Source organism: Porphyromonas pogonae (assembly GCF_036320655.1).
GTDB lineage: Bacteria > Bacteroidota > Bacteroidia > Bacteroidales > Porphyromonadaceae > Porphyromonas > Porphyromonas pogonae.
In genome coordinates this window covers 439,614-465,274 of the sequence record NZ_CP143258.1, presented here as the reverse complement: position 1 = coordinate 465,274, position 25,661 = coordinate 439,614, and the positions used below count along the sequence as shown (strand labels likewise).

General features: G+C 44.1%; 20 protein-coding genes. 2 read left to right on the top strand and 18 right to left on the bottom strand.

Features of this window, described 5'->3' with window-relative positions; all coding sequences use genetic code 11:
* The first annotated feature begins 15 nt into the window (after positions 1 to 15).
* A complete protein-coding gene (locus VYJ22_RS01885) occupies positions 16 to 1,131 on the top strand; it encodes an AraC family transcriptional regulator (RefSeq protein WP_329904711.1) in 1,116 nt (371 codons plus the stop codon).
* 105 nt (positions 1,132 to 1,236) lie between these two features.
* Here VYJ22_RS01885 and VYJ22_RS01880 read toward each other — a convergent pair whose 3' ends face one another.
* Both VYJ22_RS01880 and VYJ22_RS01875 read right to left on the bottom strand, forming a co-directional pair.
* Positions 1,237 to 2,709, bottom strand: coding sequence for a glycoside hydrolase family 125 protein (locus tag VYJ22_RS01880; RefSeq protein ID WP_329904710.1), 1,473 nt, complete (start codon positions 2,707 to 2,709; stop codon positions 1,237 to 1,239).
* A gap of 54 nt (positions 2,710 to 2,763) precedes the next feature.
* A complete protein-coding gene (locus tag VYJ22_RS01875) occupies positions 2,764 to 3,588 on the bottom strand; it encodes an alpha/beta hydrolase (RefSeq protein ID WP_329904709.1) in 825 nt (274 codons plus the stop codon).
* A gap of 67 nt (positions 3,589 to 3,655) precedes the next feature.
* Between VYJ22_RS01875 and VYJ22_RS01870 the strand changes: the two genes are divergently transcribed.
* Positions 3,656 to 4,021, top strand: a complete 366-nt coding sequence (locus tag VYJ22_RS01870; RefSeq protein WP_329904707.1) for a YccF domain-containing protein — start codon at positions 3,656 to 3,658, stop codon at positions 4,019 to 4,021.
* Between the two features lie 239 nt (positions 4,022 to 4,260).
* Here VYJ22_RS01870 and rodA read toward each other — a convergent pair whose 3' ends face one another.
* From rodA to VYJ22_RS01790, 16 genes are all read right to left on the bottom strand, one after another.
* Entirely contained in the window at positions 4,261 to 5,718 is a 1,458-nt protein-coding gene (gene rodA / locus VYJ22_RS01865) for a rod shape-determining protein RodA (protein ID WP_329904706.1), read from the bottom strand.
* A 1-nt stretch (position 5,719) separates the two neighbouring features.
* The gene (gene mrdA, locus VYJ22_RS01860) at positions 5,720 to 7,678 is read right to left on the bottom strand and encodes a penicillin-binding protein 2 (protein WP_329904705.1); all 1,959 of its coding nucleotides are present in this window, start codon (positions 7,676 to 7,678) and stop codon (positions 5,720 to 5,722) included.
* Between the two features lie 10 nt (positions 7,679 to 7,688).
* The gene (gene mreD / locus VYJ22_RS01855) at positions 7,689 to 8,207 is read right to left on the bottom strand and encodes a rod shape-determining protein MreD (RefSeq protein WP_329904704.1); all 519 of its coding nucleotides are present in this window, start codon (positions 8,205 to 8,207) and stop codon (positions 7,689 to 7,691) included.
* Positions 8,197 to 9,066: a rod shape-determining protein MreC gene (gene mreC / locus VYJ22_RS01850; RefSeq protein ID WP_329904703.1), complete on the bottom strand. Its 870-nt coding sequence runs from the start codon at positions 9,064 to 9,066 to the stop codon at positions 8,197 to 8,199. The genes mreD and mreC overlap by 11 nt, the downstream gene beginning before the upstream one ends.
* Before the next feature lie 18 nt (positions 9,067 to 9,084).
* Complete coding sequence (locus tag VYJ22_RS01845; protein WP_329904702.1) at positions 9,085 to 10,107, bottom strand: rod shape-determining protein; 1,023 nt, start codon at positions 10,105 to 10,107, stop codon at positions 9,085 to 9,087.
* Between the two features lie 55 nt (positions 10,108 to 10,162).
* Positions 10,163 to 11,680: a bifunctional phosphoribosylaminoimidazolecarboxamide formyltransferase/IMP cyclohydrolase gene (gene purH, locus VYJ22_RS01840; RefSeq protein WP_329904701.1), complete on the bottom strand. Its 1,518-nt coding sequence runs from the start codon at positions 11,678 to 11,680 to the stop codon at positions 10,163 to 10,165.
* A gap of 1,649 nt (positions 11,681 to 13,329) precedes the next feature.
* Positions 13,330 to 14,781, bottom strand: coding sequence for a CCA tRNA nucleotidyltransferase (locus VYJ22_RS01835; protein WP_329904700.1), 1,452 nt, complete (start codon positions 14,779 to 14,781; stop codon positions 13,330 to 13,332).
* Between the two features lie 85 nt (positions 14,782 to 14,866).
* Positions 14,867 to 15,670, bottom strand: coding sequence for a TIGR03915 family putative DNA repair protein (locus VYJ22_RS01830; RefSeq protein WP_329904699.1), 804 nt, complete (start codon positions 15,668 to 15,670; stop codon positions 14,867 to 14,869).
* A complete protein-coding gene (locus tag VYJ22_RS01825) occupies positions 15,660 to 16,931 on the bottom strand; it encodes a putative DNA modification/repair radical SAM protein (RefSeq protein WP_407989438.1) in 1,272 nt (423 codons plus the stop codon). The genes VYJ22_RS01830 and VYJ22_RS01825 overlap by 11 nt, the downstream gene beginning before the upstream one ends.
* Positions 16,932 to 17,064: 133 nt before the next feature.
* Positions 17,065 to 18,012, bottom strand: a complete 948-nt coding sequence (locus tag VYJ22_RS01820) for a ribose-phosphate pyrophosphokinase (protein WP_329904697.1) — start codon at positions 18,010 to 18,012, stop codon at positions 17,065 to 17,067.
* Positions 18,013 to 18,083: 71 nt separating this feature from the next.
* Positions 18,084 to 19,778, bottom strand: a complete 1,695-nt coding sequence (locus tag VYJ22_RS01815) for an alpha-amylase family protein (RefSeq protein WP_329904696.1) — start codon at positions 19,776 to 19,778, stop codon at positions 18,084 to 18,086.
* 7 nt (positions 19,779 to 19,785) lie between these two features.
* Positions 19,786 to 20,586: a patatin-like phospholipase family protein gene (locus VYJ22_RS01810; RefSeq protein WP_329904695.1), complete on the bottom strand. Its 801-nt coding sequence runs from the start codon at positions 20,584 to 20,586 to the stop codon at positions 19,786 to 19,788.
* A gap of 579 nt (positions 20,587 to 21,165) precedes the next feature.
* Positions 21,166 to 22,590 carry a Gfo/Idh/MocA family protein gene (locus VYJ22_RS01805; protein ID WP_407989172.1) on the bottom strand — a complete coding sequence of 475 codons (1,425 nt, stop codon included), beginning with the start codon at positions 22,588 to 22,590 and terminating at the stop codon, positions 21,166 to 21,168.
* Between the two features lie 32 nt (positions 22,591 to 22,622).
* A complete protein-coding gene (locus tag VYJ22_RS01800; RefSeq protein WP_329904694.1) occupies positions 22,623 to 24,203 on the bottom strand; it encodes a peptide chain release factor 3 in 1,581 nt (526 codons plus the stop codon).
* Positions 24,200 to 25,096 (bottom strand): dTDP-4-dehydrorhamnose reductase, encoded by an 897-nt coding sequence (gene rfbD, locus VYJ22_RS01795; protein ID WP_329904693.1) that lies wholly within the window; start codon positions 25,094 to 25,096, stop codon positions 24,200 to 24,202. Before rfbD ends, VYJ22_RS01800 begins: the two co-directional genes overlap by 4 nt.
* A 15-nt stretch (positions 25,097 to 25,111) precedes the next feature.
* Positions 25,112 to 25,654, bottom strand: coding sequence for a DUF4924 family protein (locus tag VYJ22_RS01790; protein WP_329904692.1), 543 nt, complete (start codon positions 25,652 to 25,654; stop codon positions 25,112 to 25,114).
* Positions 25,655 to 25,661 lie beyond the last annotated feature (7 nt).

Sequence of the window (25,661 nt, the reverse complement as noted above, 5' to 3'; positions counted from 1 at the left end):
TCAAAACGAAATAACATGGTTGAACAATTTCTTATAGCTACAGTATATACTGCTCTAATTGTCATGTTTCTCTCCTCCGCCACACTGCTTGCCTTTCGTAAGAGTGGAGATCGTTCCCGAATAATACTCTGTGTTATTTTATTTATCTCTGTATTAAACTACATACCACGCCTTATAGACAATATGAATGGAGTATATCAAGCTCCGGTCATGAGTGTGCCCATGCTATCCTTGGCTTTGTTTATGATTCTATCCTATACTATATATCCCATAGAGGTAATATCTCCGGGATGGATGAATTTCAAAAGGCTTCTTTTATTGTATACACCAGTGGCAGTGATATTGATTTTTTACAAGATTACACTACTCCTTGGTGTGGTATATCCGGAGTATTCCAGCATTATAGCAATACTACCCCATTACCTTGAGTTTGACGCAATATTTCGTATTTTTCTATGCCTTATACTGTGTTTGCCTGTCTTCTTAATATTTTATATACCCTACACCAGCAAGTACAGCAATACAGATAGGACATGGATCAGAATATACGTCATAAGCGGGATCATAGATGTACTTAGCTATTTACTGATTTTAGCTTATCATACAACGGTCATCACTATCATCTATTTTCATATTACAATAGCATTGACAGCTCTCAGGCTTTACATGGAGTTGATTTATCGTATAGTAGGCAAGAAGGTGACTAACGAAGATATAATGGCTCCTAATATAAGTAGAAAAATAGCAATTGAACAGAATATCATAAAAAGGGAGAACGTAAATCATGCTAATAAACTGTTTATTCTTTTGGAGCGATATATGATGGATAAACAAGCATGGCGCAACCCCAATCTTTCCTTAAGCCTCATTACAGAGGAGCTTGCTACCAACCGTACCACATTAGAAAAGGTAATACATGAAAATGGGGTTGAAAACATAACGACTTATATTAATAAATTTCGCATAGCTGATTTTATTTCCCTGCTAAACAAAACGCCGGAAATGAGTATCAAAGAAGCTTTTTATATCAGTGGTTATCGTTCACGTACTACCGCTCTGAGAAATTTTCGTTCGTTTACCAATATGACACCGTCTGAATATTTCGGCAGAAATTTAAACACCAATGATTAGCTTCAACACTCTGAAGTAAGCTTCATACTTTCATCAAAATTAGAGCAAAGTAGTAAGCCTCCCTATTAGTGCTCGCGATTGCGAAGTAATACCGGCAAAAGATTATCAATGTGCAGTTTGTTTGGTTGTAATACTATTGAGCAGCTCCAACTTACCATCGTCAATGAGCTTAAGGATCAACTCACCAAAGAGAGAATTCTGCCACGCAAACCAAGGGCGTGTAAACTTATCCGCATTATCTTTGTGGAAAGACTCATGTATAAATCCCGTACCCGCATCAGTAAGCATTAGTGTCTCTATACAGTGCTTTATCTCCTGATCATTATCCGAAGTAAAAGCTTTCATCATAATACTCATCGGCCATATCATATCAAAGCCTATGTGGGGACCGCCAATACCTTCGGCTACTTTACCTTTAAAGAAATATGGATTGGATTCACTCCACACAAAGCGCCTTGTATTGAGATATACAGGATCATCGTCAGGAACATCCTCTAAATACGCCATACCGATGAGGCTCGGCACATTCGCATCATCCATCAGCAATTGATTACCGAAACCATCCACCTCATAAGCATAGATCTTACCATATTCAGGATGATGATATACAGCATACTTATCTAAAGCATTTTTCACCTCACTTGCCAGTGTTGTGCACTCTAATGCAAGCTTTTTGTCACCGTTTACCTCTGTGAGGATATCAGCAGCTTTGTTAAGTGACGTCACTGCAAAGAAATTGGAGGGGATAAGAAAAAGAAACGTAGTAGCATCGTCAGACGGACGAAAAGCCGAAGCTATAAGCCCCACCGGCTTCACGGGGCTACCCCAGCCTTTATTGCCCATAGAGTCAGTAGGATCCTCCGTAACCCGCTGAAATTTGTATGGCCCCAAATCTTGTTTCCGCTGTTGCTCCTTGAAGGTCTGCAAAATCAGTCGCATGACTTTGATCCAGTCTTGATTGAAAATGGAACTATCTCCTGTTGCTTTCCAATAGGCATAGGCCAATCTTATTGGATAGCAAAGGGAGTCTATCTCCCATTTTCGCTCATGCAACTCGGGTTTCATTTCTGTAAGATCACTACTCCAAGGACTTTTGCCGGGTTTGATATTGAAAGCGTTGGCATAAGGGTCTATAAGGATACATTTATATTGACGGAAGATAACCCCTTTGAGCATCTTTCTGATATTGGCATCCTGATTGGCAAAACGGAGATAAGGCCATACCTGAGCCGACGAATCGCGCAGCCACATAGCAGGTATGTCACCGGTGTAGACAAAAGTATCTTCCTTACCGTCTTTGACTCCAAAATGGACAGTAGTATCCAGCGTATTGGGAAAGCAATTTTCGAACATCCATGCCAAATAGTTATTAGTCAGTTGGCCTTTCACTTCTTTTATTTTGCGCTCCACATAGTCCGAATAGAAAAGCCTCTTGGCTTGCGGTGGGCGCTGTGAAAGGAGTTTCTCTCTTTGTGCATGTAGTTCTTGACGCACTTGTAACGCGGGCGCAGCCACATTCGCAGCAGATGCCATAGAAAGCGCCGGCAGCATGAGTAAATATAGGATAGGAGTTTTCATTTCGTAAAAAAATAATTGTTAAGAGCGGGAATAATGTCGGTTGGAATGTATCACCTACTTTGAGGCAGCACTATTGAAATAATTGTAAAAGAATAACGCCTGTGTCTTTATAGCCTCTGACCAATAAGTGCGGTCATGTATGCCCGGGCGGGAGATATACTCATGGGGGATATTGTGATAAAGGAGCTCTTCGTGCATCTTAGCATTGACCGAATGAAAAAAATCACCTGTACCGCAGTCTATCATGATTTTAAGAGAGTCAGGAGTCAGCAAATGCAGCATATTGATCACAGAGTTTTGACGCCAGCGTTCAGGATATTTCGCCTGCACCCCTAGTCTCTTGGCAATATTCCAGTTGTTTGGGAAAGGGGTCATATCCATACAACCGCTCATGCTACCACAAGCCCCAAATAGGTCTTGATGTCTAAAGGCAAGGTACAAGGCTCCATGCCCGCCCATACTGAGCCCCGCTATGGCACGCCCGTTACGGATTTTACGGGTATTGTAGTGTATATCCACATAAGGAAGAAGTTCTTGCGTAATATAAGTTTCATAGCGGTAGTTTGCATCAATCGGGCTGTCGAAGTACCAGCTCTCACCGCCATCCGGACATACAATGATCATTTGGTATTGGTCCGCTAATCCCATCACCCCGGGAATCTTATTGATCCATGTATCGTACCTCCCCCCGTAACCATGGAGCAGATACAGCACAGGATATACCGATGCTTTATTCATACCGTCAGGAGTTATTATTACATTTTTAATATCTTTACGCATGGCTTTGCTATGTATTGCTATGGTATCCACACGCTCAGCCCTTAAAGCAAACATGCTGCAAAGGGTCAGAATGATCAATCCTGCAAAGTACTTCTTCATGACAATATTTTTAGAGAAATTTCTTGAATTATAAAATTAATAAATTCAATTCTATAATCTATAACCTATGAGTATTTTAGGAAACATCGTGTGGTTTATCTTCGGCGGTTTTATGATTGCCATTGAATATTTCTTGGGAGGAATAGTAATGATGCTTACCATCATAGGCATACCTTTCGGGATCCAATCTATGAAGATGGCGGAGCTGGCACTTTTCCCCTTTGGTCGTAAGGTGGAAGAAAAGCCGGGAGCCGGTGGATGCGCTCTTATTTTGAGTGTACTATGGATTATCGTTGCAGGCATCCCCATCCTGGTTACTCACATTTTTGGGGGTGTATTGTTGAGTATCACTATTATCGGCATTCCTTTCGGTAAGCAACACTTCAAGCTTGCCAAACTTGCATTGGCGCCTTTCAATTTCAGAGTGGTATAAAAGGAAAGAGACTCTCGACGATTAATTGAGACTGTTGCAAAAGTCAACAGTCTCATGGATTTTGGAGGCAAAGCCAACAAAAGACACTTTGACCGGGCAGAGAAGGTAAAGTGCAAGGCGCTAAGAGTGAGTGCACAGGGAGTTTACTTCAGGTAAATGACCAAGCACGAATCTCGCAAGCAACGAAGCAATTGGCCTGCTATGCAACGGTCTCTAATTGGGTATGTACGATGTTACAACTACTTCCTACGGGCATCCATACCCAAAAAGATAAAGAGAAGTATAGTAAAACCCCATAGCGATGAGCCCCCATAGCTAAAAAAGGGCAAGGGTATCCCTATCACGGGTATGAGGCCGATGACCATACCTATATTAATGGTGAGGTGAAAAAGAAAGATGGAAGCAACAGAATATCCATAGACTCGTCCGAAGATATAGGTCTGTCTCTCGGCAAGCCTGATGAGGCGTAGTATAAATACGGCATAGGTTATGAGAAGAGCGGCTGATCCCAGAAAACCTTGTTCTTCTCCCACTGTACAGAAGATAAAGTCAGTAGCTTGCTCGGGTACGTAGTTGAGCTTGGTCTGAGTACCTTGTAGAAACCCCTTACCCATTAATCCTCCGGAGCCAATCGCGATCTTGGATTGGTCTACGTTGTAACCTTTACCCTTGATATCATCATCAATACCCAAAGCGACCTTGACACGTCCCTGCTGGTGGGGTTGTAGCACATCATGAAATACATAATCTATAGAATAAAAATACCCTACAGACATAAGAGAAAACAAGGCTATAAATAAGAACTTCGCCTTATAATATGATATGGCAAGCCAAACAAGACATATTATGAGTGCGCCTATACCCGCTATAGCCACCCATGCCAAATCGAACGGAGCGAATTTATTTACAATAAAAGATGCAGCTACCATAGCCAATAATATACCGGATATCCATGCCCAAAAATTGCGGGGTAGCTGCTCACAATATATTTTGATGAAAATAAGAGTAAACAAGATAATGAGTGTAGCTACCATGAAAAGATCAGACGAAGTAGCCCCCCACCATACTTGATCCTGTAGCATCAGCGCTACCACAAAGAAAACCACAGCCGAAGCGGCTATGCCCAAGAATATTCCTGAAAAACCCTCACGGTACAGAGCCAGAAACATCGCCGTAAAGACGAGTGCGGATCCCGTTTCACTCTGTAGCAGAATAAGCAGCATAGGAGTGATCACTATTGCAAAGATAATGCTATAATTACGCAGCCCCTTGATTTGGAATTGATATTTATTTACCTGCCAGGCCAATAACAAAGCCGTCGATACCTTGGCAAACTCTGCAGGTTGCAGCCGCATAGGCCCTATTACGAGCCAAGAGTGCGATCCTTTTATATCCGGCGCGACAAAGATGGTTACCGCCAGCACCAGCAGCATGATAAAGTAAAACAGAGGAGAGATATTCTCGATAAGATCGGAGTCTATCATGATAACAACAAACCCTATCACTACAGCAAAGCCCATCCAGATAAGTTGCATAAAGGGCCTTTCGCCGGGCTGAAATAGTTTATTTATATCGAAGTTATATGATGCTCCGCATATAGTGATCCACCCGGCTATGATAAGTACCAGATAGATGGCTACTGTGAACCAATCGAGTTTTTTCCAGATAGAGGGCTTGGCGCCTGAATAGGACAACATATCATTGAATAGGTTTATCGTTTTGTGAATTTGCGCTGTCTGCTCTCAAAGGCACTGTTATCGTAGAAGCTTTGTTCTTTTGTTCTAAATATATAGATTGTGACGGATCACCATCACCATACGATACCGACGTTTTCTTCATTTTTTCGGCAATAGCCTGTGATGCACCCGACAGCTCTCCCTTGCGAAGATAATATTCCATCATCACACGACCTATAGGCACACCATATACTGCTCCAAAGCCTCCGTTTTCCACATATACCCCCACAGCTATTTGGGGATTGTTACGAGGAGCAAAGCCAATAAAAGCGGAGTGGTCTTTACCATGCGGATTTTCGGCTGTACCCGTTTTACCACAAACTTCGATTTCTCCGGGAGCAAAGTTTGCAGCTCTACACGTCCCGCCTGTAACAGCGGCCGCCATACCCGACACGATATACTCCCAGTTAGTACTGCTGATCTCCGTATTGTGCTTATTGGTATACAACGTATCCAACTTCGAACCTGATATTCCTCTTACAACATGAGGTTTATAGTAATACCCCCTATTAGCGATAATAGCAGCCAGATTAGCTATCTGTAAAGGAGTAGCGAGGATTTCTCCCTGACCAATGGAGATAGAAATGATGGTAGAGGAATTCCAGCGTCCTTTATAAATCTTGTCATACACTTTACTATTGGGGATATATCCTCTTTTCTCGCCATATAAGTCTACTCCCAACGGATAACCGTATCCCAATTTTACAATCCTGTTTTTCCAATGCTCCAGAGCTTCTTGGGGCGAGCGATAGTACCGTCTGTCATCGAGCATCCCATGAAGCCCCCAGCAAAAGAATGCATTACAAGACGTAGCCAACGCAGGTACGATAGAAACAGGTGAAGCATGGGAGTGACAACGAGGTCTGCCCCGAAGGAGGGGATAACCATGATGGCATGCAAAACTCGTTTGCGGAGTGATGATACCTTCTTGCAGATAAATAGCTCCCTGAGCAGGCTTGAAGGTAGAGCCGGGAGGGTAATTACCCATAATAGCTCTGGCATATAACGGCTTGCTGGGCATATCTTCGAGAATGCGGTGGTTCTCTCCTTTTTTCTTTCCTGTGAGCATCTCCGGATCATAAGAAGGAGCACTCACCATTGCAAGGATTTCGCCTGTGGAGGGCTGTATCACCACGATTGCTCCACGTTTACCTTGCATCAGTTCTTCACCAAAGGCCTGCAATTTACTATCAATAGAGAGGGTAAGGTCACTACCATTGACAGGTGCACGGTCGTTTCTACCCTCAGCAGATCGTCCTTTGATGCGTCCGCTTGCGTCTCGGAGCAAGATCTCTACACCTTTTACACCTCTAAGCTCTTTTTCATACACGCGCTCTACACCCATACGCCCGGTGTAGTCTCCTGCAACCAAAGCTTTGTCACGTGAGATATCAGACGGGTTAGCTTCGGACACATATCCCAAGATATGTGCAGCATGATGATAATTATACTGGCGTATAGTACGGCTTTGGATAGAGAAGCCGGGGAATTTATAAAGTATCTCCTGAAAGCGTCCGGCCTCTTCAGTGCTAAGTTGTGATATCAGTACCTGGGGCACATTGCGGGAGAATCCGGGGTTCTTGCGCCTGTTGGACATGTCTTTGAATCTCTGTCTCAGAACAGTGATATCGATATTGAGGTTTTTGCACAGTGCTACGCTGTCAAATTCACCCGCCTCTCCCGTTACGACCATGAGATCGAAAGTCGGCTTGTTCATTACCAACAGCTCACCGTTGCGGTCATATATCACACCTCTGGCGGGATAGATAGGTTTTTGATAAAAGGCATTGCTTTCGGCTCTTGACTTATAGTTTGGTGTAAGTATCTGCAAATAAAAAAGCCTGATAATATACATCCCCACGATAACCACCGTCAGGATGATAAATAAATAGCCTCTTTTGTAATAATCGTTAGGGGACATCTCTTCTTACTTATTTGGCATCTTTCTCTGCCTGCTGAAAGATAAGGAAGAAAATTACACACACCACATAAGAGAACACAAAGCTCGATCCAAAACGCTTGAGGAAGTATACAAAGTCGAAGAGCGAAAGGGCATCAAGCAGGAAGAGTACCAGTGTGTTGAGCAACATCACTTCAAACAGCAACAGAAAAAAAGCACCGTTGCCCAGAGCAAAGCGTGAGGGGATAAGCTCTCTGTTGACTTCATCGTCACACAAAGGGGATGTAAGATAGTTACGCGCAAAAGCCGTAAGGGTAAATGCTGAGGTATTGAGGCCGGGAGTACCGCTGAGCGTATCGAGTATAAGACCTATGCAAAATCCCACCACCGTCATGATACTCTCACGAGTATTGATAGGCAGGAAGAAAAGAACTATAGGATAGATAAACGGAGTAGCTATCTTGAATAAGGCAAGAGGGGTAAACTCCCACACTTGCAGGAGTATGATGATAATGCTGACTAATATAAAACGAACCCAATTATTGAACATCTTTGATATCCCCTTCCAACTTTTTCACTTCCGTGGATTCTATATTATTGATCACATACACATAGCTCAGCTTATTGAAGTCTGTAGCCAGTTTCACGGAATAATTACTAAACGATTTACCTTCCTTGGGTTTTCTCTTGGGGTCCTGTGCCACCACCCCTACCATCAGATTCTGAGGGAATATGTAGGAGAATCCGCTTGTGACCACGGTGTCACCCGGAGCTATTTCTGCATGTAAGGGGAGGTCTCCCAGCGTAGCATACTCGCCTCCGGGTTTGTCCCATAACATGGATCCGTAGTAACCTTTGCCTTTGATACTGCAGCTCAATTTCATCTTGGGGTTGAGCAGAGGTATCACTATCGCATAGTTTGCAGAAGCTTCCGTGATAGTTCCCACTACACCATGGCTGCTCATCACCGGCATATCGGCATGTAAGTGATCTTTGGAGCCTTTGTTGATGATATAGTACACATTGCTGTTATGATTCTTGATGCTGATAATCCGGGCAGTGGTATAGCTGTATTCGGGCAGCGTATCCGACAGAGAATCTTTCACATGCACTATCGGCCTCACGGTATCCGCCTCGGCATCTTCCACCTTGCGCATCAGTGAGAGATAGTCACGCTCGAGGCGCGCATTCTCATGGAGCAAAGCTTCGTTTTGTTCTCTCAGATTCATGTAACTGTACACCTCTGTCAAAGATGAAGATACGTTACCCACTACGTAGTTTGTAGCCATTAGCTTAAGGCTGCGATGGTAGATGCTACTATTAAAGAGCATCAGCAACGCAGCCGTTTGCAATAGGATAAATATCAACCAATGTACATTGGTGCGCAAAAACTCAAGCAGCTTGTGCACGTATGATTGTAAATTTTATTATCGAATAAGGAAGTTAAAAGTGTCGAGATGTTTCAGTGCGATACCGGTACCTTTGGCCACGGCATGCAACGGATCTTCAGCCACATGGAAGTCGATACCGAAACGATCGGTCAATCTCTTGTCCAAACCTCTCAGCAAGGCTCCCCCTCCGGTAAGCGTAACACCGTTTTTCACAATATCGGCATACAACTCGGGCGGCACCTCTTCAAGCGTCTTCAGTACGGCAGCTTCTATCTTCTGTACCGACTTCTCAAGGCACTGTGCTATCTCACGGTGATTTACAGCTATCTTTCTGGGCAATGTGTCCATCTGGTCAGCACCGCACACAATGTATTCCTCTGGTGGATTGCTGATATCCTGCAATACAGCCCCTACGTTGATCTTGATCTGTTCTGCCGTGCGCTCACCTACTTTTACGTTGTGGGCTATACGCATATAATCCATGATATCGTGAGTAAGCTCATCACCGGCTATGCGTATCGACTGATCACGCACTATACCTCCCAGCGATATTACAGCTATCTCAGTAGTACCACCGCCTATGTCTACAATCATGTTGCCTTCGGGAGCCAGCACGTCTATGCCCACACCTATGGCAGCAGCCATGGGCTCATATATCATATACACATCACGCCCGCCGGCTCTCTCGCTTGAGTCACGTACAGCTCTGATTTCCACCTCGGTACTGCCTGAAGGAATACACACCACGATGCGGAGTGACGATGGTCCCAACCAACGACGCTTACTATTGATCATCTTGATCATACCGCGAATCATCTTTTCCGCTCCGTTAAAGTCCGCTATAACACCGTCTCTCAACGGTCTTATAGTACGTATATTGGCGTTGCCTTTCTCATACATCTCCCGGGCAGCGCTGCCCACGGCGATCATCTCACCCGTGCGCACGTCAAACGCGACTACAGACGGTTCGTCCAGAACTATCTTGCCGTCTTTGATTATAATTGAGTTGGCAGTCCCCAAGTCCATTGCCAGCTCTTGTCTAAAAGAGAATAACCCCATTTTTAAGTAGTAAATTATATTTTTTAACTCCCTTCGCACAGGGAGACTGTTTTTATCAATGTTTGAAATGGCGGAATCCGGTAATCACCATAGCCATTCCTTTATCGTTGGCTGCATCTATGCTCTCCTGATCTCTCACTGATCCACCGGGCTGTACTATAGCTTTGATACCCACCTCGGCAGCCAGCGTGACACAGTCGGCAAAAGGAAAGAAAGCATCACTTGCCATCACAGCGCCCTGAAGATCAAAACCGAAACTCTGTGCCTTGGCAATGGCTTGTTTGAGAGCATCCACCCTTGATGTCTGCCCTACGCCGGAAGCAAATAGTTGGCTATCCTTGACCAGTGTGATAGCATTGCTCTTACTATGCTTCACCAGTTTGTTGGCAAAGATCATATCATCCGTTTCGTCCGCAGTAGGCTCTATCGCTGTGACAGAGCGGAAGTCTGCCTGAGTCTCAGTCTTGGCATCACACTCCTGCATCAGCACTCCACCCAGCATAGAGCGGTATTGCCACTGAGGTTCTATCCTCTGCTTTTGAGTCAATATGATTCTATTTTTCTTCTGCGTAAGAACTTCCAACGCACCATTGTCATAGTCGGGTGCGATGATCACCTCGAAGAATATCTTATTGATTTCATTAGCAGTATCTGCATCTACGACTGTATTGGTTACCAATACACCGCCAAAAGCCGATACGGGATCACCAGCCAAGGCTGCTTCCCATGCTTCCAGGGCTGTACCTCTTGAGGCACATCCGCAAGCATTGTTGTGTTTGAGCACCGCAAAAGTAGGTGCGCTAAACTCTTGTATCAATTGTACCGCGGCATCAATATCCTGCAAATTGTTGTAAGATATTTCCTTGCCGTGGAGTTTGTCAAAATATTTATCAAAATCGCCGAAGAAAAGCCCCCTCTGATGGGGGTTTTCGCCATAGCGCAATACTTTGGCGTGTCCGGCACAAGCTCTGAAAGCGCTGCGCTCGTCGTTGTCAAAATAATTAAAGATCGCTGTATCATAGCCAGAACTTACGGCAAAAGCTTCTCTGGCAAAATTACGACGCTCTTGCAGCGACGACTTGGCGCCATTTGCCTTGAGCATGCTCATCAGTGGAGCGTATTGGTCTTTTGATGCTACGATAATGACGTCGTTAAAGTTTTTGGCTGCACCACGAATCAAAGATATACCACCTATGTCGATCTTTTCAATGATATCTTCGTCGGATGCTCCCGATGCTACCGTTTCCTCAAAAGGGTACAAATCCACAATCACGAGGTCGATCATCGGTATTCCGTATTGTTGCAATTGCTGCATATCCCCGTCATTTTCACGACGTGCCAGTATACCTCCGAATATCGCAGGGTGCAGAGTTTTCACTCTTCCTCCCAGCATAGAGGGATATTGCGTCAATTCTTCTACAGCTTCACAGGCGTATCCTTGTTGCTCAATAAAACTCCTGGTACCTCCCGTGGATACAAATCCCACTCCCAGTCTGTTTAGTTCTGCCAATATTTCAGATAGTCCATCCTTGTGATAGACTGAAATTAATGCCTTCCGGATCGCTTTTTCCATCTGTGAATCTTAATTTTAGAAGTTAAACGTTTTTAACTCGCACAAAGTTAATCTTATTTTTAACAACCTCAATAGCTAATACCTTATCATTATGGGATATAGTTGGCAATAATACTCATTTTTTTTATAACTTCAGCTATTCATTGTTTTATTAACGTTGTTATATCATTCAAAATTACGTCGTAACACAATTTTGTATACGGAAATTCAATGTTATTTACATTGCCTTAATTTACACATATATTACCCATACGTTCAATAAAAACGCCTTCTTAGTTCTTCCCTATGCAGCTTGTTGCGATGAGTATTCTACTCATAAAAACCAAGACTATGAATTGAAACAGACCCCTTACATCCATCATCTATACGATAGGGATAAGGCAACGATCTTTGTAGTACTCATCCATAGGAAAGAAGGAATCAATTTTGACATTTTGTCAAAATGATGAAAGAGGGGTTTGACGAGAGCCTCTATTATAAAACACGATATATAAGCCAACTAAACAATTTAAGTAAGCCACATATTGACCTCTTTTTTAGCTTTTACAGTTAAGTAAACATGATTATTTGTATCAAAATCGAGCAATTTTTTGGGGTTCCCAATATTTTCAGGTCACTTCAGAAGGGCTAATTAAACCAAAGTCTCAAAACAACGCACAATCATAAATAGCTGAAATATATAACAGGCTGTTATTATAATATTTTCACCTGAATGCTTGACCCCATGGATCATTCTATGGAGTCTTCGATTCTAATATATACGGACAACCGACCTTATATGATAGGATGACCGACCGTGTACGATAAGTCAATAGACTCTATACATAGGTCAGAGGTTCTTATATGATGAAATAAGTATCCTTGTAACGGGAGTTGGGGGAAGGACACAAAAAAACGGCCATGCTCGGAGTAGGCTGGCAGATAATGTGCAAATAGAAACTAAGCCGTATGGAACAATAGTGTGAAATCGAGCTCTAATAACACAGGGGGAGGTAAGGTCTCATGAAGCAACTCGGTATATCAGAGGATTCAATAAAGCTTTTGATTCTGAGGAATCACCAACATACGCCTCTGACAAAAGCACGAAATCCGGGACGATAAACTCTCGTTATTCATCAATACAAGCAGTATAGGGGTGTTTGTCTGCATGTCTTTATAAAATTGGGATCTGATCAATAAAACATACGGGGATAAATGAAGCAGGCGTCGGGTACAAAGATACAATCTTTTGCCCCTCTTGTCAAGTACCGCATAGTAGCACGAAATAAACCATAAAAACAGGGAAATCAGAGAGTGTGGAATATACTCATTATGCTGACAAAATGATACTCCTTTTCAGTCTCTTAACTACAAACCCGAGATACATATAAACACACACAAATCCCAAAACATCGTTTACCTGTCATGAGACCGTTGCATAGCAGGCAAATTGCTTCGTTGCTTGCGAGATTCGCGCTTGGTCATTTACCTGAAGTAAACTCCCTGTGCACTCACTCTTAGCGCCTTGCACTTTACCCTCTCTGCCCGGTCAAAGTGTCTTTTGTCGGCTTTCCCTCCAAAATCCATGAGACTGTTGACTTTTGCAACAGTCTCACTTCTGCTCCAAAGCCCAAATCTGTGCCAATAATGGTATCACACAACATATACTCTTACTTACTCACAGGGGTAAGTCCCATAGAGCGGGCTTTTTTGAGCATATATGCATGAGCAGCTTCATATTCATTGGGGATAACACCATCGAGAATAGCATCTTTGATGGCATCTTTGATAGATCCTACCTCACGACATGGAGCGAGACCGAAAGTGTCCATGATCATCTCTCCTGTAATAGGCGGTTGGAAATTACGTAACCGATCTTTTTCTTCCAGATCGAGCAATTTCTGCCTTACAACATTGTAATTGTCGAGATATTTACGCACTATCTCAGGATTCTTGCTGGTGATATCAGCTTCTACCAGCAACATGAGGTCATCAATGTCGTCACCAGCCTCAAATAGAAGGCGTCTTACAGCTGAGTCAGACACCCCCTCATCGACCAATGAGGCAGGGCGCATATGTAGCTCCACTAGTTTTTGGACATACTTCAACTTAGCATCCAGAGGTAAGCGCAATCTTTTGAAAATCTTGGGAAGCATCTTGGCTCCCACGAAGTTGTGATTGTGAAATGTCCACCCCAGGCGAGGGTCGAACTTCTTGGTGCGAGGCTTGCCTATATCGTGTAGCAGAGCACCCCACAAAAGCCATAGGTCTCCCTCACTGCGACCCCGACGATTGAGCACCTTAGCAAGGTTGTCCACAACTTTGTAGGTGTGAGACAGATTATCCTTGTGTCCCACTCCGTCACACGTCTCTGCTCCTTTGAGTTCAAGAAGCTCAGGAAATACCCTGCGCATCAAGCCCGAGAGCTCAAAAAGCTCCAATCCTATAGAGGGCTTGGGAGAAAGCATGATTTTGTGCAACTCCTCTATAATGCGCTCGGCAGATACGATGTCTATACGGTGAGCATTGCGCACAATAGCCTCGAACGTATCAGGATGTATAAAGAAGCCTAACTGCGAGGCGAAGCGTATGGCTCGCATCATGCGTAAGGGATCATCGCTAAAGGTGATATCGGGATCAAGCGGGGTGCGTATGGTGAGATCTTCCATATCATCAATACCTCCGAAAGGATCTATAAGTTCGCCGTATCTATCATGATTGAGACATATCGCCAAAGCATTGATGGTAAAGTCACGGCGTCTTTGGTCGTCTTCGAGCGTGCCGTCTTCAACAAAAGGCTTGCGACTATCTTGTGAGTAACTCTCTTTGCGAGCACCCACAAACTCGACCTCAAGATCTTTCTTTTTGACCTGAGCCGTACCAAAACGTGCGAATACAGACACCCGTGCTCCTTTGCCCAACTTATGCGCAAAAGCTTTGGCCAAATCGATGCCTCGTCCCACAGACACCACATCGATATCTTTGGACGGACGATGTAGAAACAGGTCACGTACATAACCACCAACTACATAAGCCTCCACCCCTAACTCATCCGCAGCCTCAGAAATCAGGTGAAAAACCGGTTGATCCAGCTTCTCATCTATTATATTTTGGTCTATCATTTACATTGTTTTATTGTACAAAGATAATGAATTGCTCCGGGGCATAAGCCATGTTGCCCATGGTGTAGGTGTGACTTGCCCACCATTACTCCTCTTGCATCTCGGTGAGATGGCTCCAGAAACGGCGTGGCATATGGCCTCGCTGTACTTTGGGATTGAATCGCTCGGGTATTGCCAGAGTTTTGAAATAAGTCTGCCACATCTGCCTGAGCATTTGCTCCTGTTGCGAGACGATATCTGCCGACAAACGGCCATGACCGATGCTGATGTGTTCGTTGAGATCAAGTGTGATCTCCTCCGTCTTCCCATCACGGCAGTGCAATCCGTAGCTGCGCCTTACATCATAGATGATCCACCTGAGCGATCCAAAGCGCTTACGGAAGTGTGACTCGATCAGAGAGAGCACATCATACTTGGGCTTGATGGGGGCAAAGTATATCCCATCGGCCATCTCCTGAAAGCGTACGAACTCTTTCATCTTATGGGCTTCAGCACCTACTTTGTGTGCTATCTCACGACAACGCAACACATCTGCATCAGCAAAGTTCGTTTCTATGGATTTGCCTTTATAATCGATATTTTTACAGATATACCTGAAGAGGAGCATCTCCCGCTCACGCATCTCCGATAGCCACACATGCAAGATGGTATTGCGTCCCATGGGGCTTAGCTTCTTGAGCAGTGCAACCCACACCCTTCGGCTATGTTCCGCAGTGGTGGGCACTGTGTAAGTATGCGCACAGAAGATAGGAAGCGGCTCGTAGTCCGGCACGATGTCGTGAGGTTGCAATTTGTGTAAATAAGCATAGAACACGCACGAAAGCAGCCCCTCAAGTGTGCCGTCATACACAAACAATAGCGGATCATGCGTGTGAGGATCAGTAATCATCGCCAAAGTCAATAGTCATTTGCACGGCATCTATGGTCTTCATAGACGTCTTCTTGCCGGCAATCAACTCCCGCAACCTGTCAGGCCCTAACTCATTGACACCTTGCATGGGCAATTCACGGCACATGAGGAAGTAGCGTGCACGTTTCATCACCACACCCATCTTTTTGAGGTTATCAAAGGCAAGTCTGCCGTAGCGACGCGAAGCTACAATAAGTTTAGCAGATTTGACTCCAATACCCGGGACACGGAGTATAGCTTCGTAGCTAGCTGTATTGACATCGACGGGGAAGAATTCCGGATGCCTCAAAGCCCAGCCGGTTTTGGGATCAACATCCAGATCCAAATTGGGTCTCGAATCATCGAGTATTTCTTTGACGTCGAAGTGATAAAAGCGCAGTAGCCAATCGGCTTGATACAGGCGGTTCTCACGCTTGAGCGGAGGCGTCTTGAGTGCGGGCAATCTGGCATCGTTGTTGACGGGGATATAACCTGAATAATATACCCGTTTGAGCTGAGGCCCGCTGTATAGTGATGCTGTAAGATCCAAAATCTGCTTATCGGTCTCCGGTGTGGCTCCGATGATAAGCTGTGTACTCTGCCCTCCGGGTACGTAGCGGGGAGCTTTGCGAAACTTACTCCGCTCTTCTACATTCTGCACGATGCCGTCACGAATAAATGCCATGGGGGTGAATACACTTTGAAAATCTTTGTCGGGAGCTATCATCTTAAGCTCCGGCTCGGAAGGGATTTCTATATTGACACTCATACGATCAGCATATAGGCCTGCCTCATCGATAAGTCCTCGGCTGGCACCGGGTATAGCTTTCATATGAATATAACCATTGAATCGATGCATGGTACGAAGTCCTTTGACTACACGCAACATCAACTCCATGGTGTTATCGGGAGTACCTATAACACCGGAGCTGAGGAACAGACCTTCGATATAGTTCCTCTTATAAAACTCCAATGTAATCTCTATGATTTCTTCCGGGGTAAAAGTGGCTCGCGGTACATCATTGCTCCTGCGATTGACACAGTAGGCACAGTCATAAATACAATAGTTGCTGAGCATAATCTTGAACAATGACACACACCTACCATCCGAAGTAAAAGAATGACAAATACCGGAATAAGCAGCTGAGCCAATACCGTTTTTAGTATTGGTACGCCTGGAACCGCTGGAAGCACACGAGACATCGTATTTGGCAGCTTCAGTGAGAGTTTTGAGTTTATTTAATGTCTTATCATTGATCATACTGTTACTAAAGTAAACACAAAATCTGAGACTCCAAAGACCTATATTGAAAGAAAAAAGAAGGAAGAAAACAGGCGTCTTCTTCCTTCTCAATTATATTATTGGGGAGAAAAACCTCCCGTAATGCTGAATATCAGATGGTGTAAAGCGAGCTGATAGACTCGTGGTTGCACACACGCTTGATAGCCTCGGCAAACATTTCAGCTACGGGAAGTATTCTGATCTTGTCGCATTGTTTCTTGAGGCTGATGGAATCGGTAAAGATCATCTCCACCAGAGCAGAATCAGATACACGCTGAGTAGCAGGATCGCTCATCACGGCATGGCTGGCAATAGCCCTTACACTCTTGGCTCCATTTTCCATCATGAGGTTACCGGCTTTAGTAATGGTACCGGCGGTATCCACGATATCATCGATAAGCAATACATCTTTGCGCTGCACATCACCGATGATTCTCATTTCTGCCACTTCATTGGCTTTGATACGGCTCTTGTGACATATTACCATAGGTACACCCAAGTGTTTGGCATAACTATTGGCACGTTTGGTTCCGCCCACATCAGGAGTAGCTATAACGAGGTTGTTGAGATTTAGTTCTCTGTTGATATATTCCAGAAAAACAGAAGACGCGTAGAGGTGGTCTACCGGCACATTGAAGAATCCCTGAATCTGATCGGCATGCAAATCCATGGTAATGAGCCGGGTGATACCGGCACTTCCCAACATATCCGCTATAAGCTTGGCACCGATAGAAACACGGGGTTTGTCCTTTCTATCTTGTCTTGCCCAACCGAAGTAAGGGATAACGGCAGTAATGTAGTGCGCCGATGCACGCTTGGCCGCATCGACCATAAGAAGGAGTTCCAGCAGATTGTCTGCAGAGGGAGTGGTAGACTGCACCAAAAAAACATCCTTTCCGCGAATGCTTTCTTCATAATAAACCGCAAATTCACCGTCAGCGAAGTGTTCCGTTGTCATTTTCCCTAGTGGGCATCCCAGACTTTTACAGATCTCTTCGGCCAGATGTAGCGAATTTGATCCGGCAAAAACCGCGTAGTTGTTTTCTTTAATTGTATTCATTATCGTGTTATAGATTAGCTCCTAATAGATAGGCTGTGTGTGGCACACTTTCGGCTACAAAATTAATAGTTTTATTCTTGTTTACTAAATTTTATCACGCGAACTCTATAAGGAGCAACAATAATTTCATACGGAGCATGATAAGTAAGGGTATCTATAGCAGTGATACCGGTGAAGAGATCTGTAGCACGGAGAGGTATATTCTCCTTGAGACCGATAGCCTCAAATGCCTCTTGAGGAATGATTATAGAGAGTTTGTCTTGCGTATTGGAGAAATTACATACTACCAAAATAATCTCACCGGCCCAATAGCGCATAAAGGAATAATGGCGTGATGCTCTGAATGAATCATTGGTCATATTGGCAGGACACAAATCATAAAAATCACCGAAAGAGATGGCTTCTTCAGTACAAATATCCGCAAAGATCTTCTTGTAGAAACGTCTTACTCGGCGCTCATCGGTAGTAAGCCTGTCTTCATTGTATTTACCTTCGTTGATCCAGCGTTGCATTGTATCAAGACTCCAGTAATCGAAAATAGTAGTTCTACCATCGCGTCCGCTAAACCCCTCCTTGTCCATCGCTCTCTCTCCGAGTTCCTGAGCAAAGTAAAGCATGAAAGGATTCTTACCACACAAGGCCGCCAAGGCTACGCCAGGTAACCCGCGGCCGGCATTACCGGCAAAGAAGTCCGAGGCGATACGCTGCTCATCATGATTTTCCAAAAAATACAGCATATGCTTGGTAAAATCAGCCGTAAGAGCTCGTGCCTGACCGAAAGAAAATACCGGTGACTCTTTGTTGATAATGCGTCTCAACGTATCATATACACCCACTTTGTCATAGAGGAAGTCAAAACCGGCCTCAATATAAGAGCGATACATTAAAGACTGGTAAATCTCGGCTATAAAGATGACGGGATAAACGCTCTTGATTTGAGGGATACACCATCTCCAAAACTCTACCGGCACCATCTCTGCCATGTCGCAGCGAAAGCCATCGACACCTTTGGAAGCCCAAAACTGAAGGATCTCCAACATACGATGCCAAGTATCCGGTATGGGATCAAAATAGGTATGCTTATTATCCATATAGTCTACCCCGTAATTAAGTTTTACGGTCTCGTACCAATCATCCTCGGACACTTGTGCCGTAAAACGGTCGTTACCGGAAACTTTGGCAGGGAATTCACTGTATAGATAGTCTTCTTCATTGGCTCCGAAGGTAAGCGTAAGGGTTTGACCGGGTAGATAATAGAAATTGTTTTGGGGATCAAAAGCTTTTTCCTTATTGTCGTATTCCCCCAAGTCATGGACGTGCGGAGGTTTATTCTTGGATTTGTATTGACGTGCGACATGATTGGGAACGAAATCAATAATTACCTTGAGTCCTAAATTATGATTACGGATGATGAGTTCATCAAACTCTCGCATACGATCAGCAGGTATATCGGCAAGATCCGCATCCACGTCATAGTAGTCGGTAATGGCATAAGGCGAACCGGCTTTGCCTTTGACGATGCCGGAAAAATCAGAACCAAGATTTTCCGTTTCGTAAGGCGTAGTACTGGCATGCTGTAATACTCCTACATACCAAATGTGAGTAACGCCAAAATCTCTGATTGCTTTGAGAGCCTCATGGGAAAAGCCTGAGAATTTGCCGCACCCGTTGGTTTTGATGCTTCCATTCGGTATCCTCGAAATATTTTTATTATCAAAAAGACGTGGGAGTACCGAGTATATTACTATTTTGCCGTTTTTCTTCATTTCATTCTTATTTTACCATGTTATTAGCATCCGATTGTTCATGGTTGTACTCTTCGATGCACTTTTTCGCCATTTCATATCCAAGCTGCATGATACCACGGGCGGAGTTGATTTCAAACATGCTATAACCTGTTATATCAGGAGACTCAAGTAGTATATCACAAAGTTGCCTGTCGTTTTGAGCGTTTTGCTGAAATATGAACTGAAAGCATCTGTCAGCAATACTCAAGAGAGACTTTTTATAAATCGGTGAAGGATCAAGACCCAGATTGACACCTATCACAGTATCGCAAAGAGGTCTTATGATTGATACGGGGAAGTTTTTGTACAAACCGCCATCTACATAATGAATACCGTCGATTATGACAGGATTGAAAAGTACGGGTATACTACATGAAGCGACCACAATATCTACAAGAGATCCTGACGAAAAAACCTTGCATTTACCATGGTCAAGGTCAGTAACCGGTATATATAAAGGGATGTTCAGGTCTTCTATCCTTTTGTGCTTGAGATTGCTCTCCAAATAAACATGAAAATTACGAGTACTAAACATACCCCCTTGCGGTATTTGGAAATTAGTCATTGCCATAAAACCTTTCCTGCTGAGTAACTCTACAATGTTGTCCGGTGTATGTCCGTCAGCATAAAACGCAGCAATGAGAGCTCCTGAACTGGTTCCTGATATCACATCGGGTTTGCGCCCTATTTCCTCTAAATACTTGAGAACTCCCAAGTGGGCAAATCCTTTGGCGCTACCTCCGCTCAGCGCCAGTCCCAATTGATATCTTTTCGATTGTTCCGCCATCTACAACTTCCCTCCTCCTTCTATTTTGGTTACGGGTACCTTCCCTTTTTGGTAGCATAAAAGTTCTGAGAATTATACTATCTGTACAAGTTCATTATTTTCAGCTGTCCTACTAATTCTATTAACCGATGAATTTAGCAAAAGTTAAGAACACACAGCACATACTTCCCTGAATTTTTACAGAGGGGTTGCATTATTTTACTTCTACGTACTTACATTTTGATAGTTAAGCTTTTATAAATATCTAATAACCCCACACGCGGAACTTATCTGAAAATATGTCTCACACTCATCTTTTGCTAATTTGAGACTGTTGCAAAAGTCAACAGTCTCATGGATTTTGGAGGCAAAGCCGACAAAAGACACTTTGACCGGGCAGAGAAGGTAAAGTGCAAGGCGATAAGAGTGAGTGCACAGGGAGTTTACTTCAGGTAAATGACCAAGCGCGAATCTCGCAAGCAACGAAGCAATTGGCCTGCTATGCAACGGTCTCATTAGGGCAAAAATATAAAATATCCGATTGGCAATCTAATCTATGCTAATCGGATATTTTATATAAAAGAGTTTGTTTAGGGCCTATTATTTAGCGAATTGTAGCTTTTTGAGTTTGTCCCATGCTCCACGGGTAAAGTCAGGAATCTCTACAGGTGCGCTGTTGTTTTTTACTGATTTTTCGGTAAGTTCTACTAAGCATGACCATTCGGCTGCATCATACACATCCTGATCCAAGGGCAAACCATGACGGAGGCAATGAATAAGTCTATAATCCATGATAAAGTCCATACCGCCGTGTCCGCCTACTTTCTTAGCTTTCTCACCTATTTCTTTGACAAAAGGGTGCTCATATTTCTTGAGCATCTCCTGCATTTCTTTTTCAGGGAGGGCTTTATGGAAATCAGGCTCCAGAGCGATCTGTTGTACAGGGTACTTCTGTGCAAAGCCTTTGGTACCGCTCACAAGGTGTATCCTATTATATGGGCGAGGGCTGGTGACGTCGTGCTGGATCATGATAGTATGCCCCTTTTCGGTACGTATAAGTGTAGTGTTCATGTCACCCATATTGTAATCTTCACCGGCTTCATGTGAATCTTTACCCTTTTTCTCAATGGCAGCTTTGGTCATGCCGAACTGATCAGTGGACATGGATACCAAGTAATTCATCTTATCACCTCTATGGATATTCATAATCTGACAGATGGGGCCAAGACCATGGGTAGGATAAGGATTTCCGGTATGCTCTTCATTAAAAGAGCGGCGCCAGTTATTGTGGTAACCACCTTTGAACTCCTCTCCGAAGTTGTAGTCGGTAAGATTATGAATGTAAGCACCCTCTCCATGTATCACCTCTCCGAATAAGCCTTGCTGAGCCATGTTTAGTGTAGCAAGCTCAAAGAAGTCATAGCAACAGTTTTCGAGCATCATACAATGCTTACGCGTCTTCTCCGAGGTGTTTACAAGTTGCCAACACTCGTCTATTGTGGTAGCAGCAGGGACTTCTATAGCAACATGCTTACCATGCTCCATAGCGTACACAGCCATGGGTGTGTGATTTTTCCAATCCGTACAGATATAGATTAGGTCAATATTGGGGTCTTCACACAGTTTCTTCCACGATGTGCTATCGGCAAAAGCAAGCTCTGCGGCAGGCTTGTTGTGTCTTTTGAGAATATTCTGGCACGAGTCTACATTTTGCTGCATAATATCGCAAAGACCTCTTACCTCCACACTGTCGAGATATGTAAATCGTTCTACAGCACCTATTCCTCGCATGCCCAGACCGATAAATCCCACGCGAACTACAGGTATAGGATCGGCTGTGAGCTGAAGCACGTCTGTTTGTCCATCTTCTCGATCGGGTGTTTTTGTAGACATTATACTTCCTGCTCTTTCGTCCTGAGCCTTTTGTTTTATAATGTCCTTGCCGTTTTTATTGATACACCCGGTGAGCCCGAGCATGACAATAATTACTAAAGCCGTAAGCCGGCCAAAATAGATTCTTTCCATGGGTAACTACGGTTTTTTATGATGTTAAAAAATCAGAATTCTGAAGTGAAGTGGAATTTGATATCAGGGAAGTCCTGCTGAGCCATAGTAAGCACATAGCCTGAATCTGCCAGATAAACATCGCGCCCGGCAATATCTTTGGCCATATATTGGGACTTGCGCCTTTTGAAATTGTCCAAAGATTCCTTGTTATCACTCTCTATCCAGCAAGCTTTATATAAGTGGATAGGATCCCAACGGCATTGCGCCCCGTACTCATGCAATAGACGATACTGGATTACCTCGAATTGGAGCTGCCCCACAGTACCGATAATCTTGCGTCCGTTGAATTGATTAGTAAAAAGCTGAGCAACTCCCTCCCCCATGAGTTGATCTATTCCCTTGGAGAGCTGTTTGGCTTTCATCGGGTCATCATTCTCAATGTATTTGAATAATTCCGGAGAGAAGCTGGGCAAGCCTTTGAAGTGAAGCTCCTCACCGGAAGTAAGCGTATCTCCAATCTGGAAGTTACCCGTATCGGGAAGGCCGATAATATCACCGGCATAAGCTTCGTCGACGGTCTCTTTTTTCTGCGCCATAAAAGCTGTGGGGCTACTGAAACGCATCATCTTACCCAATCTGATATGTTTGTAATTGACGTTGCGCTCAAATTTGCCGGAGCATATTTTCACAAAAGCGATACAACTGCGGTGGTTGGGATCCATATTCGCATGGATTTTAAACACAAATCCGGTAAAAGCCTCTTCGTGCGGATCTACTTTCCGCTCTATGGCTTGTATGGGCTGGGGTTCGGGAGCGATCTCGATAAAGCAGTTGAGGAGCTCTTGCACCCCGAAATTATTGAGTGCGGATCCGAAGAATACCGGAGCCACCTCTCCTTTGAGATATGTTTCCCTATCAAACTCAGGATATACGCCATCGATGAGCTCTATATCCGACCGTAGTTTCTGAGCTTGACTGTGGCGGATGTAATTTTCAAGTTCGGGAGAGCTGAGATCTTTGAACGCCACTGACTCGGTGATGCGTTGTTTGTCAGGTGTAAACAGATTGAGCCCTTGCTCATATATATTATATACCCCCTTGAAGCGCTGTCCCATATCAATCGGCCATGATAGCGGGCGCACACTTATCTGAAGTTCTTCTTCTATCTCATCGAGCAGATCAAACGGATCTTGTCCCTCACGATCCATCTTATTGATGAAAACAATAACGGGAGTTTTGCGCATGCGGCATACTTCCATCAGTTTGCGTGTTTGTGCTTCCACCCCTTTGGCACCATCGATGACAATGATTACACTATCCACAGCGGTTAGTGTGCGGAAGGTGTCTTCGGCAAAGTCCTGGTGACCCGGTGTATCAAGAATATTGATCTTGTGACCATTATAGTTAAATCCCATCACGGAAGTTGCTACTGAGATACCGCGTTGCTTTTCGATTTCCATCCAGTCACTGGTGGCGGTTTTCTTGATCTTATTACTTTTTACGGCACCCGCCACATGAATAGCTCCCCCAAAAAGGAGTAGTTTTTCCGTGAGTGTAGTCTTACCTGCATCCGGGTGACTTATGATAGCGAAAGTACGTCTTAGTTTGATCTCGTCAGAGTATTGGCTCATATTTTATTTAAAAATTCAGTGACGCCCACACTCCAATGAGTAGGTATCACACCGTATATATGTTGTATTTCTTGTTTGCTGAGTACACTGTAAAAAGGTCGCTTGGCCGGCACCGGATAGTCAGATGACGGTATGGGCAACACTTTGCACCGAGAGGAAAAAGGAGATTGAGAAATGATGCTATGAGCAAAATCGTACCAGCTACATACACCTGCATCAGTGTAATGAAGGTAACGTGTGCGGAAGCTTCGTTCCCTTAGGGCGCAATCGGTAATCATACATAAAATCTGTGCCAGATGTGGAGCATAAGTAGGGCTTCCTATCTGGTCATCCACAACCTTAACGATCTCTTTTTCTTTTGCCAAGCGCAACATTGTCAGTGCAAAGTTAGCACAATATGGCGAATAAAGCCACGCCGTACGCAAAACCAAAGCATGATCACCTAAAATGTCGCACACAATATCTTCCGCCATGCTTTTGGTATGCCCATATATTGATTGCGGATTCTTGGTATCCGTGGTGGTATAGGGGATATATCCTTTGCCATCGAATACATAATCGGTACTGATTTGTATCATCATGCACCCTAACAAACGACAACTCTGTGCAAGGTATTCCACGGCATGGGTATTGAGTAGAGTAGCCTTTTGAGGCTCACTCTCGGCTTTGTCTACTACCGTGTATGCAGCACAATTGATGAGAAGCGATGGCGCCTGTGAAAGCTGACTTTCCTCAAGATATTGCTCCAAAGCATGTGGATGAGTGATATCCAAGCGATCTACATCTGTAAACTCGAAATGCAGATGTGGATACAGCGGGGCAATGTCTTGAATGCAGAGCCCCAACTGACCGGCTGACCCGGTAACAATAATAAGAGGTTTGGATGAATGCATGCCTTGTATTACTTCTTATTCTTCTTCGATAACATCATCTCTATGCTTGAATCTATCCGCAAGCATGGCAAGAAAGGTGCTGATCTGCTTGATGGACTTCTGAGTGTCTTCACTCACAAGCTTGTTTTGCAAGCGCAAGGTAAGATAGCCGTACACAGCATTGAAGCATGTTTCTATCTCGCCCGCATTATTGCCCCCGTTTTTCTCGCGGAGTTGGATTATAGCAGGTAATACTTGGTAGTAGAGGCTGGTATATATCGTTTGTTTAGGATCTGCAAGGAGTTCTTTACTCAGGTCCTCCAGCTCCATCATCACAATACGATTGATATTGAGGTGTCCACTCTCGCGTACGCCTTCGGTCAGCATCATATCTGTCAGCTCTTGATACCATGTTTCTATCTCTTGCCGTGTAGGCTCATCTACCTCATACCGATTCAGTATAAGCTTGCGTATATTATCCATATTACAATCGGCGGCACGTATCAGATCTTCCACTTGCCACATATATAAGAGGTATTCAGAGATATTTTCCTTTCTCTTCTTTCGAGCTATTATCATGAGCGAT

Excerpts from the sequence above, each read along its gene's own strand:
- VYJ22_RS01885 (WP_329904711.1), top strand. The coding sequence starts at position 16 with ATGGTTGAACAATTTCTTATAGCTACAGTATATACTGCTCTAATTGTC.
- VYJ22_RS01880 (WP_329904710.1), bottom strand. The coding sequence starts at position 2,709 with ATGAAAACTCCTATCCTATATTTACTCATGCTGCCGGCGCTTTCTATG.
- VYJ22_RS01875 (WP_329904709.1), bottom strand. The coding sequence starts at position 3,588 with ATGAAGAAGTACTTTGCAGGATTGATCATTCTGACCCTTTGCAGCATG.
- VYJ22_RS01870 (WP_329904707.1), top strand. The coding sequence starts at position 3,656 with ATGAGTATTTTAGGAAACATCGTGTGGTTTATCTTCGGCGGTTTTATG.
- rodA (WP_329904706.1), bottom strand. The coding sequence starts at position 5,718 with ATGTTGTCCTATTCAGGCGCCAAGCCCTCTATCTGGAAAAAACTCGAT.
- mrdA (WP_329904705.1), bottom strand. The coding sequence starts at position 7,678 with ATGTCCCCTAACGATTATTACAAAAGAGGCTATTTATTTATCATCCTG.
- mreD (WP_329904704.1), bottom strand. The coding sequence starts at position 8,207 with ATGTTCAATAATTGGGTTCGTTTTATATTAGTCAGCATTATCATCATA.
- VYJ22_RS01845 (WP_329904702.1), bottom strand. The coding sequence starts at position 10,107 with ATGGGGTTATTCTCTTTTAGACAAGAGCTGGCAATGGACTTGGGGACT.
- purH (WP_329904701.1), bottom strand. The coding sequence starts at position 11,680 with ATGGAAAAAGCGATCCGGAAGGCATTAATTTCAGTCTATCACAAGGAT.
- VYJ22_RS01835 (WP_329904700.1), bottom strand. The coding sequence starts at position 14,781 with ATGATAGACCAAAATATAATAGATGAGAAGCTGGATCAACCGGTTTTT.
- VYJ22_RS01830 (WP_329904699.1), bottom strand. The coding sequence starts at position 15,670 with ATGATTACTGATCCTCACACGCATGATCCGCTATTGTTTGTGTATGAC.
- VYJ22_RS01825 (WP_407989438.1), bottom strand. The coding sequence starts at position 16,931 with ATGATCAATGATAAGACATTAAATAAACTCAAAACTCTCACTGAAGCT.
- VYJ22_RS01820 (WP_329904697.1), bottom strand. The coding sequence starts at position 18,012 with ATGAATACAATTAAAGAAAACAACTACGCGGTTTTTGCCGGATCAAAT.
- VYJ22_RS01815 (WP_329904696.1), bottom strand. The coding sequence starts at position 19,778 with ATGAAGAAAAACGGCAAAATAGTAATATACTCGGTACTCCCACGTCTT.
- VYJ22_RS01810 (WP_329904695.1), bottom strand. The coding sequence starts at position 20,586 with ATGGCGGAACAATCGAAAAGATATCAATTGGGACTGGCGCTGAGCGGA.
- VYJ22_RS01805 (WP_407989172.1), bottom strand. The coding sequence starts at position 22,590 with ATGGAAAGAATCTATTTTGGCCGGCTTACGGCTTTAGTAATTATTGTC.
- VYJ22_RS01800 (WP_329904694.1), bottom strand. The coding sequence starts at position 24,203 with ATGAGCCAATACTCTGACGAGATCAAACTAAGACGTACTTTCGCTATC.
- rfbD (WP_329904693.1), bottom strand. The coding sequence starts at position 25,096 with ATGCATTCATCCAAACCTCTTATTATTGTTACCGGGTCAGCCGGTCAG.
- VYJ22_RS01790 (WP_329904692.1), bottom strand. The coding sequence starts at position 25,654 with ATGATAATAGCTCGAAAGAAGAGAAAGGAAAATATCTCTGAATACCTC.